Here is a 17,125-nt window from a genome sequence, read left to right on the forward strand (position 1 = left end):
CCTAAAAGCTTGAGAGACTGATCAGGAGCGGGGCGATCCGCCGACCGGCTTCGAGAAGCGCCACGTCATCGAAGCGCATCGAAATGGCGGTAACGCCGACTGGCATGGAAACGTCGCGCAAGCCGCTGACCGGCAGATTGAGGCAAGGAACGCCGAGGGCCGTCCACATGGCATTGAAAATCGGATCTCCCGGCTTGCGGCCGACAGGCGCAACGCCCGGCGCGCTCGGGACAAGGATGAGATCGAACCCGCTCGCGATCTCATCGAACATTTGCTGCCCCTGTGCGATGGCGTGATAGGCTGCGTTGAGATCTGCAAGCGCGTGATTGTCCCGGTTTTCGACAAGACGATGGAAGTCATCGTGCAACGCCGTACCATGGGTTCGGGCAAGGGCTCGAAACGCCTGTGCACCCTCCCGGCGCAAAATGGTCCGATGTTGAAGGTCCAGCGCATGGAAAGCGGTTGGAAGCTCAAGCCGTTTGACGCGATGTCCCGCTGCAACCAGTCTTTTTTCCGCGGTATCGAGCGCGTGCAGCGCCTCTTTGTCGAGCGCACCCGCATGCGGTCCTGCCGTCACGCCGATCATCAGATCTGCGTTCGGTAACGGCGCGCGAAGGCGTTCCGTGATGCCATAGACCCCTGCCAAAAGCTGGAGATCGGCAACCGAGCGAGCCATCCACCCGACCGTGTCGAAGCTGATGGAATAGACCTTTACACCCTCGCGGCTGATAAGATGGGCGCTCGGCTTGAACCCGTAAATGCCGCAAAATGCAGCTGGGCGGATGGTGGAGCCACCCGTCTGGGTCGCGAGTGCTACGGGAACGTGAAAATCGGCCACCGCTGCTGCCGAGCCCGCGGACGAACCGCCGGACGTGCGCGTCAGATCATGTGGGTTGCCGGTCGCAGCGTTACGACCTGCCGCCGCGAACTCAGTGGTGTCGGTCTTGCCGAGCAGAACCACGCCCTCTGCCCGCACCAACGCAACGGCCGCGGCATCGGCTGCGGGACGGAACCCTTGATAGAGCGACGAATTGTGCGTCGTCGGCATGTCGATCGTGTCGAACACATCTTTCACGCCGAGCGGCAGCCCGTGCAGGCGCCCCCGTTGATCGGCCGGCAGCGCATCGAGGCGGTCGGCTTGCGCAAGCGCATCGGCGTTCAGCCACAACCAGGCACGCACATCGTCATCCCGCGCCGAAATCCGCAAAAGGCAGCTTTCGATCAAGGCCCGGACCGTGATCCTGCCGCAGGAGATCGCGGCAAGCATCTCGGATGCCGTCCATTCGTGGACGGCTTTCATGCGTGTGCCGCCAGCCGCGGCGGCAGCGCCGTGTGATGCTCCGTCACGGCTTGGAAGGCGATACCGGCCCGCAGGCACAGCGTGTCGCTCATCGGCCGACCGACGATCTGGATGCCGGTCGGAAGGCCGTTTCGCGCAAAACCCGAGGGCAGCATCAGCGCCGGGAAGCCGGTGAGATTGAAAAGCATGGTGTTGCGGGAGATGATATCCTGGAAGGCAATGGACCGGCCATCCACATCCACGGTCAGCGTATCGAGCAGCCCGGCCCCGCCGCCAATACCTGGTGTGATCATGAGATCGACATTGGCCATCGCCGCTGCCACCGTCTCCTGCGCCTGATGTCGCATCTGCAGCGCGCGCCCATACTCCGATGCGCGGATCTGCATGCCCTGCCGCAAGCGGTGGATGAGACCCGCATCGAACAGTGCTGCCTGGTCGATCCGCTCCTCGTGATAGGTTGCAAGTTCGGATAGGAGGATGGTCCAACCCGCTTTGTGCAACGGCTCGACGTCGATGCTCGGCAGGGTCACGAGCGTGCAGCCAAGGCTCTCCAGAACACGCAGTGCCGTGCGCCAATTGGCGAGAACCTCGGACGATACCTGATCCGTAAACCAGCCATCGGGAACGCCGATGCGCAGACCGGCGATATCGGGCTCAGCGGAGACGAGGGCGGCGCAGTCCGCGACAAGACCGGCATCGAAAGCGGCTGTCATGAAGGGAAAGCTCGCGGCGATGTCCGCTGCACTTCTCGCCATGGGTCCGACATGATCGAGCGTCCAGGAGAGTGGCGCGACGCCTTTGCGTGACACCCGCTCGCGGCTGGGTTTGAGGCCAGTCGTGCCGCACCAGCAGGACGGCACCCGGATCGATCCGCCGGTATCCGTACCGAGGGCAAGCGGCACGAGGCGCGCGGCAAGGGCAGCACCAGAACCGGTCGAGGAGCCTCCCGTCCAGCGGGTCGCTTCCCAAGGATTGCCGACGCTGCCATAGCGCGGACCGAAGGGAGAGCCGGTCGCAAATTCGGTCGTGGCGGTCATGACGAAGGGAATGGCACCCGCCGCGCGCAAGGATGCGACCACATCTGCATCCGTCCTTGCGATTCTGTCGCCTGTGAAGAGCGAGCCCGACGTCACCGGCGTCTGAGCCACGTCGATGATGTCCTTGATGCCGAAAGGAATGCCTTCGAGCGGTCTGGCTGTGCCGACGTGCCAGCGCAGCGTGCTTTCCGCTGCCGCCTCTTGCGCTCGCGCAACGGGACCGAGGATCGCATCGCGTCCAGATGGATCATTGTCCATCGCGATTCGCAGTGCAGACAGCACGTCCGTCGGTGTGGTCTTGCCGTTGGCATAGGCGCGCAGGAGATCGCCCACACCCATATGCCGAATTCGAACATCGTCTGAAACCGAACCGCCTGCGGCGACCCGGTCCCCATCCTTCTCGACGATGAGCCGGTCCTGCCCGGGTAGAGGCGAAGACACCGGCGCTGAGCGGAAGGGAGCGTCTGCGAGCGTCGGATCCCGTAGGACTGCGGGATCGAGAGGTTCCAGCGTCGACATCGGCGGAGCGACAGCCGTGCGGATCATTCCGCGGCGATGGCCGTCGCGGTCGCACGCGTCTGCATCAGAGGCTGAATCCGTTGACCAAAGTGGTCGAGACCGACGAGGAAATCGTCGAAGGTCAGCATGATGCCCTTGGTGCCGGGCACGGCGCCGGCTTCGTCGAGCATTTGCGCCACGCTGGCATAGGAGCCGACGAGGGTGCCCATGTTGAAGTTGACGGCGCCTTCGGGAAGATTGATGTGCTTGGCCGTCGAGTTCGGGTCCGCCGTCTGGTCCCGGCCGCCCTGGTCCGCCATCCAGGCAAGGGCGTCCACGTCGGCACCGGCGCGGTATTTTTCCCACTTCGCCTTGGCGAGCTCGTCCGTTTCATCGGCGATGACCATGAAGAGCACGTAGGCGCCCACATCGCGGCCGGTCTTTGCCGCCGCCTCGACCAAGGTCGTGTTGTTCGGCGCATAGGCTTTCGGCGTATTGATCCCAGCGCCCATGACGAAGTTGTAATCGGCATATTCAGCGGCAAATGCCATGCCGCGGGGGCTCTGCCCCGCCGCGACGATCTCGATTTTCCCCTGCGGCGACGGCTTCATCCGGCAGTCGTTCATGGTGAAATGCTTGCCGGAGAATGTGCATTCGCCGGTCTCCCACAGGTCCTTCATGATGTGGACATATTCGCTGGCGTAGTCGTAGCGATAGCCGAAATAGGCATCCCCCGGCCACATGCCCATCTGGTCGTATTCGGCCATCTGCCAGCCGGAGACGATGTTGATGCCGAAGCGGCCCGGCGCCACGCTGTCGATCGTGCTCGCCATGCGGGCGACGAGCGCGGGCGGCAAGGTAAGGACAGCCGTCGAGGCGAAGAGCTTGATCTTGCTGGTGACTGCGGCAAGGCTGGCCATGAGCGTGAAGGATTCGAGATTGTAGTCCCAGAACTCGGCCTTGCCGCCGAAACCGCGCAGCTTGATCATCGACAGGGCGAAATCGAGCCCGTAGGACTCCGCCTTCTGCACCACCTGCTTGTTGAGCTCGAAGCTCGGCATGTATTGCGGCGATTCCGTCGAAATCAGCCAGCCATTATTTCCAATCGGAATGAAGACGCCAATGTCCATGGAGATACTCCTTTGCAGGATCGAGGGAGGCAGGAGACGTGCATTATGTACGCACTAATGCAAAATTCGAGAGGCCTGTCCAGCGCAAAATTGCTGTATATTTATGCGTGATTATTCTTTAGGCAATGCATCTCGGCATTGCCGCGGCGCTGGTCAACGCCGTCGCTTCCGCGCAGGAAGAGACGATCATCGGAACGGATGGCGGAAATTTGCTCATGGAAGGAGAGGCCGCTGGACGCACCTGTGCGGCATCGCCGGCATGCGCTGCGGCCGGTCAGCTTCCGGCGCGCAACGTCGTCGAATAGGTGAACCGGTCGGCGGGCAGAATCTGGAAGGCGTATTCGATCAGGCGGCGGCCGGCGCTGAAATAGCGGCGGGTCACCTGAAGGGCGAGATCGCCGGCCTTGCTGTCGATCTGCACCGCGATCTCGGCCGTCAGGATGATCGGCTTAATGTCCTGCTGGATTTCCTGGATCTTCTCGCCGGTATAGTCCTCGATCAGATGGAAGATCGCGGATTTTGCGACGTTGAGGTCGCGCACGGCCGGGGCCAGGCGCATATCGACATAGACCTCGTTCCACGAGTAAGGCTTATGCCGCGTCGCCGGGTAGCGCACCCCACTCATGTGGAGGAACTTGCGCCCGGGCCGGCAGCCGAGTTCGACCGCAAGGCGCCCTTGCGCGGATATCTCTTCCTTGTGGGTAATGACGAACTCCGTCTGGCTGGCAATCTCGAACAGCTCGGACCGCGAATGCGCGATGAAGCGCTTCCCGTCGAAGTTGGACCCCGCCTCCACGCGCGTACCGACACCCTTGCGGGCCGAAAGCTGTCCGTTCGCACGCAATGTACCGATGGCCTGGCGGACGGTCTGCCGGCTCACGCCCAGGGAAGCCGCCAGCTCATTTTCCGTCGGCAGAAGCGAGCCGACCGGAAATTCGCCCCGCCGGATGCGCGCCTCGAGATGGTGAGCCACTTGCATGTAGAGCGGCGCCGTGACGAGTTCGGGCCTCCAGTCCGCGGCATCGACCACAACCCTCGTCGGTTCGCCCTCACCCAGTGTCGCCATCGGCGCTTTGCCCATCCGTCTCGCTCGCATCCCGCTCAACGTCTTCTTCACCCGTTTTCACCACGAGAGGCAAACGAAATCCAGCATAGCGAAAAGGGTAACGTCCTCGTTGCCGAGAAGGGGGAAATCAATTAGTACGGACATATACAATTTGCATGCGTCACCATTCTCGTCGAAAGTCCCTCCATGTCCGACATGCTAGCAGAAGAGGCCGAGCCGCAGCGCGCCTCGTCCCTCCTTCAAACGCTCACCGTTGCCACCCTCGTGCAAATTGTCGCCACGGCCAGCGTGCTTGTCCTGACCGCAATCGCGCCGCTTGTCGCGCTCGATCTCGGCATCGGCGCGCACTGGATCGGCTACCAGATCAGCCTCATCTACGCCTCCGGCATGATCTCCTCAGCCGTCGCCGGCACACTGGTCCAGCGCTTCGGACCGGTGCGGATCGAACAGGCGGCGCTTGGCTGCTTCAGCTTCGGCTGCATCGGCATCGCCACCGCCATGATTGGCCTGATCGTGATCGGCTCGCTGTTGATCGGCATCGGCTACGGGCTCAACAACCCCGCAGCGTCCGAAATGCTGAGCCGCGTAACCCCGCCCGCACGCCGCAACATCGTCTTCTCGCTGAAGCAGAGCGGCGTCCCGCTCGGCGGCATTCTGGCCAGCTTCCTCTTTCCCTATCTTTCCGCCAGACTCGGCTGGCATACGGCGCTCCTCGTCGGCGCAGCATTGCCTTTCCTCGTCTCCCTGCTGATGATGGCGACGCATGCGGCGGAACCTGTCGCACGCCGCACGCCCACCTCGTTTCGCCGCGGCTTCCTCGACGAGCAGACGATCATCTGGAGAAGCCCGAAACTGAGGGCGCTGAGCGCGCTCGGCTTTGCCTATTCCGCAATGCAGCTGTCGATCTCCGCCTTTGCGGTGGTCACGCTCGTTCACGATGCCGGATGGTCGGTGCTTGCCGCCGGCTCGGTGGCAGCCGCCATGCAGTTTGCCGGTGCGTTCGGCCGCATCTTCTGGGGCGTCGTCGCCGACCGGATCGGCGGCGGCTTTCTCACGCTCGCGCTGCTCGGCCTTCTCAGCGGCCTTGGCTATGCCGGTCTCTTCTGGCTGCCGGATATGTCGGCCATTGCCCAGATAGCGCTGTTCGTCGCCATGGGCGGCGTGTCCATCGGCTGGAACGGCGTGCTCCTCGCCGAGGTCGCGCGCAACGCGCCGGATACCCGCGTCGGCGCGATCACCGGCGGCGTTCTCGTCTACACCTTCATCGGCGTCATTGTAGGCCCGTCGAGCTTTGCCATGCTCTACGCCCTGATCGGCCATTACGGCGCGAGCTTCCTCACCTTCTCGCTGTTCGGCTTCAGCGGCATGCTGTTGGCCTGGCAGGCCCACCGTGCTTCCAACTGACCGAATGATCTTGAAAAGTACGGACAAACGGGTCTTTCCTTCGGTGGGAAGGCGGGTTTTTTGCGTTCCAGTCTTTACCCATCCAACACGCCGTCTGACCAAGGAAAGAGCGTTCTGCCTGACCGTCAAGCAGATTTGCATAGTTTATGTGCAGGAATATTTCTTGAGCAGATACGGTTGACGACGGACAGAATAAGTACGTACATTCTCATTCTAGGACTTGCGATCACGCAGACCATGGGCTCACGCTAAAGAGCTGGAAAAGGGGATACATGCATAAGCTTCTGACCGGCGCCTTTCTGGCCGCTTGCACCTATGGAATGAGTGCTCCGGCCATGGCAGATCCGATGGCGGATGCAAAGGACATCATCGCCGAGCATGAGAAGATGCCTGTCTTCGAACCGCCGGGTGAAGCCTTCGATGCGAAGGCCTGCATGAAGGACAAGAAGGTCCTGTCGATCCCGATTTCGATGACCATTCCGTTCAATGTCGAACTGCAGAAAGCGATGGCCTCGGCGGCGGCGGAGGTCGGCTTCACCTACACGACCTGGGACAACCAGCTGAAGGTCGATCAATGGATCCAGGGCGTTTCGCAGGCGATCAGCCAAAAATACGACGCGCTCGATATCGCCGGCGGCCTCAATCCTGAAGTGCTCGGCCCGCAACTCTCCGAAGCCCGCTCGGCCGGCCTCAAGATCAGCACCACGCATCTCTACGATATCACGCAGGAGCAGTTCGGTGGCGTGGACTATTCCGCCAAGGTCGATTTTTCCGGTGCCGGCAAGCTGCTTGCCGCCTGGGCCTACGTGAAGACCGGGGGCAAGCCGAATGTACTGATCGTCGGCTCATCCGATGTCCTGCCCTCCATTCCGTTCGTCAAGGCGATCCAGAGCGAGCTGACGGCCCTCTGCCCGGACTGCACGCAGAAGCATCTGGATGTACCGGTGTCGGAATGGGCGACGAAGATCCAGCCGGGCGTGCAATCGGCCCTGATCGCCGACTCCGGCATCAATTTCGTGCTGCCGATCTATGACTCCATGTCGCAGTTCGTCTTCCCCGCCCTGCGCATCACCGGGTCGGAAGGCGCGGTCAAGATCGCGAGCTTCAACGGCACACCCTTCGTTCTCGACATGCTGCGCGAGGGACAGGTGGACATGGATATCGGCGAAAGCCTCGGCTGGGCCGGCTATGCCGCTATCGACAACATCATGCGCATGATCTGCGGCCAGCCCTCCGTCGCCAAACTCAACGTGCCCCTGCTGATCTTCGACGAGAAGAACGTGAAGACGGCCGGTGTCCCCGCGAATTTCAACGATGGCTATGGCGATGCCCATCTCGGCGGCTTCCGGAAGCTGTGGAAGCTGAACTGAGAGACCGCGCCCGCCGGACCGCAACCCCAGGACGTCACCCATGCCTGAACTCGATACGCCCGCACCCGACGCAAAGAGTGGGAAAGACGTCCTTCTCCTCTCGGACATCCGCATGCGCTTCGGCAGCTATTATGCCCTTGACGGGGTAACGCTATCGATCCGCCGCGGGGAGGTGTTCGGCCTCCTCGGTCAGAACGGCTCGGGAAAATCGACGCTGATCAAGGTGCTTGCCGGCTTCCACCAGCCGGAGGCCGGCAGCCAGATCGTATTGTGGGGTGAGACGATGACCCTGCCGCTCGATCCGATGGCGATCAAGAAGCGCGGCGTCGCCTTCGTCCACCAGCATCTCAGCCTCGTGCCGTCGCTGACGGTGGTCGAGAACATGCGGGTGACGGCTCTTGGGCAGAAGACGCCCTGGCACGTTTCCTGGAAAAAGGAAGCGGCCCGCGTCGCCGCGCTCTTTGCCGAATTCGGCCTGGCCATCGACCCCTTCGCCACCGTCGCCAGCCTGCCGCCCGTCGAGCGGGCGTTCGTCGCGATCGTGCGCGCCTTCGACGACCTGCGCGCCTCCGATGCCGGCTATGGCGGCGAAGGCATTCTCGTGCTCGACGAACCGACGCCCTTCCTGCCCGCGCAGGATGTCGAGCGCCTCTTCGCCCTCATCCGTTCGATCGTGCGGACAGGCGCCTCCGTCGTCATCGTCACCCATGATATCGACGAGGTCCGGGATATCACCGATCGCGTCGCCATCCTGCGCGACGGCAAGCTGGTCGCCATTCTCGACACGAAGACGACCGGCCGGCAGGACATCCTCGACACGATCGTCGGCCTCAGGGTCGATGCCTTCGAAAAGACCCGGAAGACAGGCATCGGCGCTCCGGCCCTCAGTGTGCGCGACCTGACGGATGACCGTCACCCCGGCTTCGATCTCGACATCCACCCGGGCGAGACGCTTGGCATCACCGGGCTGATCGGTTCGGGCTTTGCAGCCGTACCCTACATGCTCTATGGCGCCCGCCGCGGCGCGGGCCGCATCCGCATAGGCGGCCAGGAGGTCGATATCGCGCGCATGACGCCGCAGCGCGCGCAATCGCTCGGCATCGCCTTTCTCCCCGGCGACCGCCTGGGTGCGGCCGGCGTCGGATCGCTGCCCATTACCGACAACATTACCCTGCCCGTGCTTGCCGATCATCTCTCGGTGCTCGGTCTCGATCAGCGCGGCATGCGGCGGCAGGCCGCCGCGCTTTCGACCGCGTACGACGTGCGGCCGGCCCGGCCCGAGCTCAATCTCGGGTCGCTTTCCGGCGGAAACCAGCAAAAGGTCCTGCTGGCCAAATGGCTGCAGACCAAGCCGACGCTGCTGATGCTGGACGAACCCACGCAAGGGGTGGACTTCGGCGCGCGCCAGCAGATCTTCGAAGCGCTGGACCGTGCGACCGGACAGGGCACATCCGTTCTCTGCGCCTCCACCGACAACGAGCAGCTGGAGCAGATCTGCGACCGCATCATCGTCTTTGCACGAGGGCGACCTGTGGCAGAACTCACCGGTGCAGACATCTCCCGGAAATCCATCGCCGAGGCATGCTTCCACGGCGAGACAACTGCAGCGGAGGCCGCGCAATGACCACCATCGACCTCTCGAAGCCCGAAACGCCTGCGACGAACCATCCCGCCGTCCCGTCACGCCGGCCGCTCGACTGGAAGGCCGAGACGGAGCGCTTCGCGCTTCTCGGCGCCTGGCTGCTGCTGATCGCGGTCTTCGGCATACTGATGCCCGACTCTTTCCTCAGCTGGCGAAATTTCTCCACGATGTTCGGCTCGCAGGCGGTCCTCGTCGTCCTCACGCTGGCGCTGCTCGTTCCGCTCACCTCCGGCGATTTCGATCTCTCCGGCGCCTCGGTGCTCACCATGAGCACGATGCTGATTGCCGTCCTCAATGTTCGCGAGGGCTGGCCCATCGTGCCGGTCATCCTAATTGCTCTTGCCAGCGGTGCGGTCATCGGCGCGGTCAATGCCGTCTTCGTCCTTTATTTCCGCATCCACTCCCTCATCGTTACGCTCGGCATCGGCACCTTCGTCAATGGGCTGATCCTCTGGGTCAGCCAGTCGCAGACGATTTCCGGCATCTCGATGGACCTCGTCAGCTGGGTGATCATCAACCGCTTCCTCGGCATCCCGCTCGCCTTCTTCTATGCGCTGCTTCTTGCCGGCATCCTCTGGTACGTGCTGGAATTCACCATTCCCGGCCGCAAGCTGCTGTTCGTCGGCCGTGGCCGCGAGGTGTCGCGGCTGAATGGCATCGCGGTCGATCGCGTCCGCGCCGTCTCCTTCATCACATCCGGCCTGATCGCCGCTTTCGCCGGCGTGCTTTATGCCGGCATGACCGGCTCCGCCGATCCGCTTTCCGGCCTCAGCCTGCTGCTGCCGGCCTTTGCCGCCGCGTTTCTGGGCGCAACGACCATCTCGCCCGGCCGGTTCAACCCGTTCGGCGCCGTCATCGCGGTTTATTTCCTCGTAACGGGGATCACCGGTCTCACCATGCTGGGCGCCGACGCCTATGTGCAGAACCTCTTCTACGGCGGCGCGCTGGTGATCGCGGTGGCACTCTCTCAACTGGTGCGCAATCGGCAGCCCCAGGATTTCAGCTAAGGACCCCCCATGGACCATGGCAATTTCGCAGCCCTTGCGCGGCAGTTCCTCCATCGCGCGGCAAACGAGGCCGAGCTGATCGCGATGTCAGGACAGGCAGAGCGCGCGGCCAAACATGTCGCCGCTCCGTCCGCTGCGCGCGGCGTTGCCCTCTTCGCCATCGAGCCGACGCATTTCGAAAAGACCTTGCAGGAGGCACGTCATGAGCCGGAGTGAACCGGGAACACTGCGCGAGGCGGCCGCCGCCATTGCGACCGGCAGAATCTCCTCCCTCGAGATGACCACGGACGCACTGGAGCGGGCGGACCGATCGCAGCCGCATCTCAACGCCTTCATCGCGATCGAGCGGGACGCGGCCCTTCAAGCGGCAAAGGCTGCCGACGAGGCCGTTGTGCGTGGCCTTCCGCTCGGCCCTCTGCATGGCGTTCCCCTGGCGCACAAGGACATGTTCGACCGTGCGGCGAAAATCACAGGCTGCGGCTCCAAAATTCGCGCGGATCATGTGGCTACGGAAACGTCCACCGTCATGAACCGGCTTGAGAGTGCCGGCGCGCTTCAGATCGGCCGCCTCAACATGTCGGAATTCGCCATGGGTCCGACCGGTCACAACGCGCATCACGGCCGGGCCATCAATCCGATCGACCCCGCGCGCATCACCGCGGGCTCTTCCAGCGGTTCTGGTGCGGCCGTCGGTGGCGGGGTCGTCTTTGCGGCGCTCGGCTCCGACACGGGCGGCTCCATTCGCCTGCCGGCTGCCTGTTGCGGCGTCGTCGGCATCAAGCCGACGCAGGGCCGCGTCAGTCGTCAAGGCGCCATGCCGCTGTCCTTCTCGCAGGATTGCGTCGGCCCTCTCGCCCGCACCGTCGAGGACGCCTACCTCCTGTTGCAGCTGATCAGCGGCGCCGACGGCCGGGACCCAACCTGCCTCGATATCGCCGTGCCCGCGGCTCTGACACCGGAGATCGGAACCTTGCGCGTCGGCCTTGGCGGCGGGGTCTTCGCCGAAGGGCTCTCCGGCGAGGTTGCAGCGGCAATGGACGACATGGCACGTTTTCTTCGTCCCGCCTGCCATTCCGTCGAAACCGTTCTGCCGCCCAACCTTTCGGACCTTGCGGAGCTTGCCAATGTCGTGGCGATCAGCGAAGCCGCGGCCGTTCATTTCGACGCTTTTCGCAGCCGACCGGAGGACTTTGGTCCGCAAGTGCGCATGCGGCTTTCCCAGGCGATCGCCATTCCATCACCTGTCTATCTCAGGGCCTTGCAGATCCGTGTCGTGATGCTGAAAGAGTTCCTCCATACAGTATTTTCGGCCTGCGACGTCCTGATCGTCCCGACCATGCCCTTCCTTCCGCCGCTTTCAAGTGATGTCGACGTCGGCGCGAGTGCGTCCATGAACCGCATCGTCAGCGACATGACGGCCCTCACGCGCCCCTTCTCCTTCCTCGGCCTGCCCGTGGTGACGCTGCCGGTCGCCCGCAGCCGCGAAGGTCTGCCCGTGGGCCTGCAGATCGTCGCGCCGCCCTGGGGAGAGCAGCGCGCAGCGTCCCTGGCTCTCCACATCGAGCAGGTGCTGGCGCTTGGATCGTTCGCAGACGAATTTGCCCGCTCGACCGCGGCCTGAGCGCAAGCCGGAAACGCGAAAAGGAAGTCTTATGTCCGCAGCACCCCTCGTCGATGCCACATTGGTCGAACCCGCGCAGGTCGATCGCGATGCGTTTCGCAGCGCCATGTCGCAACTCGGCGCGGCCGTCAACATCATCACCACGGATGGACCGGCCGGCAAGGCAGGCTTTGCGGCCTCCGCCGTCTGTAGCGTCACGGATACGCCCCCGACGCTTCTCGTCTGCCTCAACCGGTCGAGCTCGGTCTTTCAGACCTTTGCCGCCAACCGGACGCTGTGTGTGAACGTGCTCGCGGGGCATCACGAACATCTGTCGGGCCTCTTCGGCGGCAAGACCCCCGTCGAGGAACGCTTCGCCGCGGCCACCTGGAAGCCTGGCACGACCGGCGCCCCAGTCCTGACCGACGCTGTCGTCTCCTTCGACTGCACGATTGACACAAGCACCGACATCGGCACCCACCAAGTCCTCTTCTGCAAGGTCCTCGGCATCCATGAAACCGGCAGCAACATTCCGCTGATTTATTTCAAGCGCGCCTACCACCGTATCGGCATCTCGGTAGAAACATGTCCGTATTGAGCCTTGACGGCATACGTTGTTCATTCCGGCAACTTTGCCCCGAGCTGCTCCTGTTGAGGAATTTTCTCAGACGGTATTGAACGGCACACTCCGCGCTCCCAAATCTTGCCCAACCCGCTGGTCCGGGCCCCTCTGACAGGCGCCCGGCAGCTTGTGATGTCGGACCTATTCCGACACCATAAGCCGGTGGAGTAGATCCTCTTGGAGACAACATTTATTTTCATCGACTGGCTTGGAAAGCCGGTCTGGGTGTGGCTGAGCTTCCTAGCGCTCGTTATCACCATCCTGACGTTCGACCTTGGCATTCTCCACAAGGAGAACAAGGAAATCGAAGTTGGCGAGAGTATCAAGCTTTCCGCTCTCTACATCTCGCTCGGTCTCGCTTTTGGCGGCTGGGTTTGGTGGTACCTTGGCTCCGACGCCGGTCTCGCCTACATGACGGGCTTCGTCGTTGAAAAAACACTCGCCCTCGATAACGTCTTCGTTATCGCCCTCATCTTTTCCTTCTTTGCCGTCCCACGCCTCTACCAACACAGGGTTCTCTTCTGGGGCATTCTCGGTGTGATCGTGTTGCGCGCCATAATGATCGGCGTCGGCGCCACTCTGGTCGCCGAGTTCTCCTGGCTTCTCTACGTATTCGCCGCCTTTCTTGTCGGTACGGGCCTCAAAATGCTCTTTCTGAAGGAGGCTGAGCCCGATATTTCGAAGAATGCGCTGGTGCGCTTCATGCGGCGCCGGTTCAATGTTACGGAGAACCATCACGGCGAGGCCTTCTTCGTCAAGCAATCCAACCCGAAGACCGGCAAGCTTACCTGGTTCATAACGCCGCTCTTCATGGCGCTGGTCCTGATTGAGGTTGCCGACGTGATCTTTGCGGTAGACTCGGTTCCGGCCATCTTCGCCATCACCACCGACCCGTTCCTTGTCTATACCTCCAACATCTTCGCCATCCTTGGCTTGCGTGCGCTCTACTTCGCGCTTGCCGCTATGATCCATCGCTTTCAGTACCTGAAGCCGGCACTCGCCGTGGTTCTGATCTTCATCGGCTCGAAAATTTTTATCGCCGACCTCCTGGGTCTTGAGAAGTTTCCAGCTGGCCTCTCCCTCGGCATCACCTTTGCCATCATCGCGTTCGGTGTTGTGTGGAGCCTGATGAAGACCCGTGATGCAAGGACAGACGTCTGATGCAGCAGCCCGCAGGTCACGGCGGGGAGGCAGGAGATGGGGTAAAAGGCAATACAACATCCTCAGGGCTGCGCCGGTTGAAGGAGGAGGCTGCCCGCCAAGGCAGTCTCTCCGTTGCAGAGATGGTCGCGACCATGGGCACGGCGAGCTTCGCGTTCACGATCCTCGTGCTGGCATTGCCGGCACTCTGTCCAATTCCTGGGCCTTTTGGCATGGTCTTTGGCACCTGCCTTGCCATCGTGTCGCTACAGGTGATCTTCGGCGCCCGGCATCCAACCGTAATTGGGTTTATCGGCCGCCGGCGCATGTCGGCAGGCACAATTGCATTTGTTGTCGGGTACACCGAGCGCGTCATCGCCCGTATCGAGAAGCTGCTGCGACCGGGTCGTCTTCCAGCACTGGCCGGACCGACAGCCCAGCGTCTGCTCGGCATCCCCATTTTCGTGCTTTCGATAGCGATCGTGCTGCCAATCCCTTTCGGAAATTTCTTGCCCGTTATCGCTCTTGTCGTCATTGCCGCTGCAATGCTGGAGAGAGACGGGCTCGCAGCGGCGCTTGGTCTTCTCTTGTCGCTAATCGCCTTCGGCGTAACGGGGGCATTGCTCTACGGTGTCTACTCGGCAACGACATGGGCCATCGGGTAAGCCGTTAAGGCACGTTTTTGTATAGGTATCGGTTCATGCCAGGCGTGGGTGGTCCGATGTCATATTAACTTGTCCTCAGTTGGCAAGGCCGGTTAACGGGATTCGTCGTGGCAAGTTCTGGGCAGAAATATCTTCCCATTAAGACGCGTTACTGTCCCGCGCCTTGAAGCGAATCGAACCGGCGACCGTTTTTTTGGATTCTTTTAAGTAGCTGGAAATGATAAACACTGTCGCGTACCGAGACGTATGGGACTTATCTACTGCCCAGTGTGGCATTTTAATTTCCCTGCGACATGACGCAGCGCGAGCTTAATGCAAAGGCTTAGCACCTTTCGATTCCACACAACGTTTACAGGCTGCGTTGAAACATAGGTCCTACAAACAGGGGCGCGCCGTTCGTCAGCGCGTCGACGGTTCCAGTTGACCTACCACTTGGAAAAGAATTGGTATGTCGAAAGGTCTGCCTCCGACTTCTACGGCGAGCGAAAGTCCTTGTGGCCCGAACCCCATGCATAAGGCAATTGCGGGATAGTCCGTCAGATTCCACGACAGCGCGAAACTCGACATTCCAAATCCATCCCAGAAGGTGACGTCGTCCATGCGCGGCGCTTCGGAGGCTGATGCCGCCGTTATCACCACATCGAAACAACCCATGAGACTTGCAAAGTCGTTACGCAGTTCCCCGAAGCGCCAGACGAAAACGTTGTCGCGCCACGCGCCGTTACTGATTTAGGTGCCGAGGAAATCTGCCATTTCGGCATTGAAAAAGGTCTTGGTCCGGGGGCCTGCGAGGATCGGGTCAATCCGGCGTACACATTCCTGATAGTGCAGCGTCTTGCGGTGCTCGTCGACAGCTTCCCGCGAGGTAAACACTTCGTAAATCGTGAAGCTATTTTCGTCTTCGGGATTGCGAAGCACGTCAAAGCGCACATTGCCTCGCTCCTGCCGGGTGCCCTCGTAATTGATGCGGAACGCCTCGAGAAACTCTGCGGCATGGCCCGGCTTGACGTTGATGCTGACCATCTGGATGAGCATGTCTCATTTCCTTGTTATATGTTAAAGTCCTGGACGAAAGGGTCAAAGGCCCGGTGCTTTCCACATGGGGGTCGTGATGCACTCGTCGACGAGCTGACGCTGCAGCGCGTAGGCCCGCGCCCAGCGCTCGCCCGCCTCGTCATATATGGCCTTGTGCGTGAAATTCGGTTCGAAGTGCCTGTCCCAGCGCACCCAGCCATCCGCCACCTCGACGAAATCCCGACGCAGGCCGATGCCGATAGCCGCAGCCGCTGCGCAGCCGAGCGCGGTCGCTTCCTTCACGACGGGTGTGACGACGGGAAGGCCGGTGGCGTTCGATAGGATCTGCGACCAATGGGCAGATTTCGATGCACCGGCGGCAAAGACGATCTTGTCGGGCGTCCTGCCCGACAGCTGGAAGATCGCCGCGAGATTGCGCGCCGCGACAACAGCCGCATTCTCCTGCAGGGCGCGGAAGATCGCGGCCTTGCCAGACTTTTCGGGATCGATGGACAGGTTGAGCAGCGAAGGGGCTGCGTGATACCAGTTGCCGTAATGCATGACGTCGGAAAAGATCGGGATGATGCCGTATGCTCCGATCGGCACCTTCGCAGCCTTCTCCTCCAGCAGCCGGTAGGCATCGCCGCCTGGGCCGGCCGTCGCCACTTCCTCGGCGCCGAAACTGTCGCGGAACCAGCGCATGACGATGCCGACAAAGAAGCTGATCGCTTCGGCCTGGTTAAGACCGGTCACGACATGCGGATTGATGCGCAGGTCCATGGACGGGTCGGAGACATCAAGGCCGACATTCACCACCTGCTGCCAGAAGGTGCCGCCGAGCACGGCGCAGTCGCCTTCGTTGACGACGCCGATGGCCGCAGCCCCGCTCTGGCAATCGCCGCCGCCCATGACGACGGGCGTGCCGGGCGCGAGGTTGGTCTCGTCAGCGGCCCTCTCCGTAACGTGGCCGATTACCGTGCCAGGCTCAACGCTTTCGGGAAAGATATCGTCACGCATGCCGGCCTTAGCCATCGCTTCCGGCAGCCAATCGCGTTCTGAAAGGCTGTAGAGGCCAGTCGTTCCTGCATTGGACGGATCGCTGGCGATCACGCCGGACAGGCGTGCGAGCACCCAGTCGGACAGCATGCTGATCCGGTCGATACGTGCATAGACGTCGGGCAGGTTGCGCTTCAGCCAGAGCAGGCGCGGCAGTGCGCCGAGCGCGAAGGTCTGACCGCTTTGCGTGTAGAGCTCGCTTTCGAGGTCCGGGAAATCGCGCTTGAGGTCGCGCACCTCGCTGACGGCGCGGCTGTCGACATTGGCGCAGGCCCAGATTTCCCGTCCGCCGCGATCATACGCGACGATGGCCTCGCGCATGCTGGTGGCGCTGACGGCACGGATGTCGGCAGCCGCGATGCCGGCGTCGGCGATCGCCTGCCGGATGGCGCGCGAAAGAAGCGCCCAGTTGCCCACCACATCGAAATCCATCGATCCGGGAAAACGCGGATCGGTCTTGTGCCACCATTCGTGCTGGGCGCTGGCGACCTGATTGCCGCTTTCGTCGAAGATCACGGCCCGGCCGCTGCCGGTGCCTGCATCGACGGCCAGCAGATACGTCGTCGTCATACGT

Annotated in this window: 15 protein-coding genes; 9 read left to right on the plus strand and 6 right to left on the minus strand. The window is 62.2% G+C overall.

The features are described from left to right. Position 1 precedes the first annotated feature (1 nt). The 4 genes from BSG19_RS23800 to BSG19_RS23820 form a co-directional block, all read right to left on the minus strand. Positions 2–1,300, minus strand: a complete 1,299-nt coding sequence (locus BSG19_RS23800) for an amidase (protein WP_092990499.1) — start codon at positions 1,298–1,300, stop codon at positions 2–4. Then, the gene (locus tag BSG19_RS23805) at positions 1,297–2,883 is read right to left on the minus strand and encodes an amidase (RefSeq protein ID WP_092990500.1); all 1,587 of its coding nucleotides are present in this window, start codon (positions 2,881–2,883) and stop codon (positions 1,297–1,299) included. Before BSG19_RS23805 ends, BSG19_RS23800 begins: the two co-directional genes overlap by 4 nt. Further along, complete coding sequence (gene rutA, locus BSG19_RS23810) at positions 2,880–3,965, minus strand: pyrimidine utilization protein A (protein WP_092990501.1); 1,086 nt, start codon at positions 3,963–3,965, stop codon at positions 2,880–2,882. Before rutA ends, BSG19_RS23805 begins: the two co-directional genes overlap by 4 nt. 274 nt (positions 3,966–4,239) lie before the next feature. Then, positions 4,240–5,031, minus strand: a complete 792-nt coding sequence (locus BSG19_RS23820) for a GntR family transcriptional regulator (protein WP_170866091.1) — start codon at positions 5,029–5,031, stop codon at positions 4,240–4,242. A 186-nt stretch (positions 5,032–5,217) separates the two neighbouring features. On the opposite strand from BSG19_RS23820, the gene BSG19_RS23825 reads away from it, so the two are divergent. The 9 genes from BSG19_RS23825 to BSG19_RS23860 all read left to right on the plus strand — a co-directional run bounded on the left by BSG19_RS23825 (position 5,218) and on the right by BSG19_RS23860 (position 14,481). After that, positions 5,218–6,435 carry an MFS transporter gene (locus tag BSG19_RS23825; RefSeq protein ID WP_092990504.1) on the plus strand — a complete coding sequence of 406 codons (1,218 nt, stop codon included), beginning with the start codon at positions 5,218–5,220 and terminating at the stop codon, positions 6,433–6,435. A gap of 272 nt (positions 6,436–6,707) precedes the next feature. After that, the gene (locus BSG19_RS23830; RefSeq protein ID WP_092990505.1) at positions 6,708–7,805 is read left to right on the plus strand and encodes a sugar ABC transporter substrate-binding protein; all 1,098 of its coding nucleotides are present in this window, start codon (positions 6,708–6,710) and stop codon (positions 7,803–7,805) included. A gap of 40 nt (positions 7,806–7,845) precedes the next feature. Next, positions 7,846–9,429: a sugar ABC transporter ATP-binding protein gene (locus BSG19_RS23835; RefSeq protein WP_092990506.1), complete on the plus strand. Its 1,584-nt coding sequence runs from the start codon at positions 7,846–7,848 to the stop codon at positions 9,427–9,429. Continuing rightward, on the plus strand, positions 9,426–10,454 hold the full coding sequence (locus BSG19_RS23840; protein ID WP_092990507.1) for an ABC transporter permease: 1,029 nt from the start codon (positions 9,426–9,428) through the stop codon (positions 10,452–10,454). The genes BSG19_RS23835 and BSG19_RS23840 overlap by 4 nt, the downstream gene beginning before the upstream one ends. A gap of 9 nt (positions 10,455–10,463) precedes the next feature. After that, positions 10,464–10,670, plus strand: coding sequence for a hypothetical protein (locus BSG19_RS25870; protein WP_139274818.1), 207 nt, complete (start codon positions 10,464–10,466; stop codon positions 10,668–10,670). Then, the gene (locus BSG19_RS23845; RefSeq protein WP_170866092.1) at positions 10,657–12,075 is read left to right on the plus strand and encodes an amidase; all 1,419 of its coding nucleotides are present in this window, start codon (positions 10,657–10,659) and stop codon (positions 12,073–12,075) included. Before BSG19_RS25870 ends, BSG19_RS23845 begins: the two co-directional genes overlap by 14 nt. Positions 12,076–12,106: 31 nt before the next feature. Further along, positions 12,107–12,652, plus strand: coding sequence for a flavin reductase (locus BSG19_RS23850; protein ID WP_092990509.1), 546 nt, complete (start codon positions 12,107–12,109; stop codon positions 12,650–12,652). A 201-nt stretch (positions 12,653–12,853) separates the two neighbouring features. After that, positions 12,854–13,837 (plus strand): TerC family protein, encoded by a 984-nt coding sequence (locus tag BSG19_RS23855; protein ID WP_092990510.1) that lies wholly within the window; start codon positions 12,854–12,856, stop codon positions 13,835–13,837. Beyond that, positions 13,837–14,481 (plus strand): exopolysaccharide biosynthesis protein, encoded by a 645-nt coding sequence (locus BSG19_RS23860; RefSeq protein ID WP_092990511.1) that lies wholly within the window; start codon positions 13,837–13,839, stop codon positions 14,479–14,481. The genes BSG19_RS23855 and BSG19_RS23860 overlap by 1 nt, the downstream gene beginning before the upstream one ends. A 729-nt stretch (positions 14,482–15,210) precedes the next feature. Here BSG19_RS23860 and BSG19_RS23865 read toward each other — a convergent pair. Next, positions 15,211–15,516, minus strand: coding sequence for an antibiotic biosynthesis monooxygenase (locus BSG19_RS23865; protein WP_092990512.1), 306 nt, complete (start codon positions 15,514–15,516; stop codon positions 15,211–15,213). A gap of 42 nt (positions 15,517–15,558) precedes the next feature. Then, on the minus strand, positions 15,559–17,121 hold the full coding sequence (gene lsrK, locus BSG19_RS23870) for an autoinducer-2 kinase (RefSeq protein ID WP_167130300.1): 1,563 nt from the start codon (positions 17,119–17,121) through the stop codon (positions 15,559–15,561). Positions 17,122–17,125: the final 4 nt, after the last annotated feature.

The organism is Rhizobium sp. NFR03 (genome assembly GCF_900111275.1).
Taxonomy (GTDB): Bacteria; Pseudomonadota; Alphaproteobacteria; order Rhizobiales; family Rhizobiaceae; genus Ferranicluibacter.

What these genes read in the sequence shown, in the direction of transcription:
- BSG19_RS23800 (WP_092990499.1), bottom strand. Translation starts at nt 1,300, where the DNA reads ATGAAAGCCGTCCACGAATGGACGGCATCCGAGATGCTTGCCGCGATC.
- BSG19_RS23805 (WP_092990500.1), bottom strand. Translation starts at nt 2,883, where the DNA reads ATGATCCGCACGGCTGTCGCTCCGCCGATGTCGACGCTGGAACCTCTC.
- rutA (WP_092990501.1), bottom strand. Translation starts at nt 3,965, where the DNA reads ATGGACATTGGCGTCTTCATTCCGATTGGAAATAATGGCTGGCTGATT.
- BSG19_RS23820 (WP_170866091.1), bottom strand. Translation starts at nt 5,031, where the DNA reads ATGGCGACACTGGGTGAGGGCGAACCGACGAGGGTTGTGGTCGATGCC.
- BSG19_RS23825 (WP_092990504.1), top strand. Translation starts at nt 5,218, where the DNA reads ATGTCCGACATGCTAGCAGAAGAGGCCGAGCCGCAGCGCGCCTCGTCC.
- BSG19_RS23830 (WP_092990505.1), top strand. Translation starts at nt 6,708, where the DNA reads ATGCATAAGCTTCTGACCGGCGCCTTTCTGGCCGCTTGCACCTATGGA.
- BSG19_RS23835 (WP_092990506.1), top strand. Translation starts at nt 7,846, where the DNA reads ATGCCTGAACTCGATACGCCCGCACCCGACGCAAAGAGTGGGAAAGAC.
- BSG19_RS23840 (WP_092990507.1), top strand. Translation starts at nt 9,426, where the DNA reads ATGACCACCATCGACCTCTCGAAGCCCGAAACGCCTGCGACGAACCAT.
- BSG19_RS25870 (WP_139274818.1), top strand. Translation starts at nt 10,464, where the DNA reads ATGGACCATGGCAATTTCGCAGCCCTTGCGCGGCAGTTCCTCCATCGC.
- BSG19_RS23845 (WP_170866092.1), top strand. Translation starts at nt 10,657, where the DNA reads ATGAGCCGGAGTGAACCGGGAACACTGCGCGAGGCGGCCGCCGCCATT.
- BSG19_RS23850 (WP_092990509.1), top strand. Translation starts at nt 12,107, where the DNA reads ATGTCCGCAGCACCCCTCGTCGATGCCACATTGGTCGAACCCGCGCAG.
- BSG19_RS23860 (WP_092990511.1), top strand. Translation starts at nt 13,837, where the DNA reads ATGCAGCAGCCCGCAGGTCACGGCGGGGAGGCAGGAGATGGGGTAAAA.
- BSG19_RS23865 (WP_092990512.1), bottom strand. Translation starts at nt 15,516, where the DNA reads ATGCTCATCCAGATGGTCAGCATCAACGTCAAGCCGGGCCATGCCGCA.
- lsrK (WP_167130300.1), bottom strand. Translation starts at nt 17,121, where the DNA reads ATGACGACGACGTATCTGCTGGCCGTCGATGCAGGCACCGGCAGCGGC.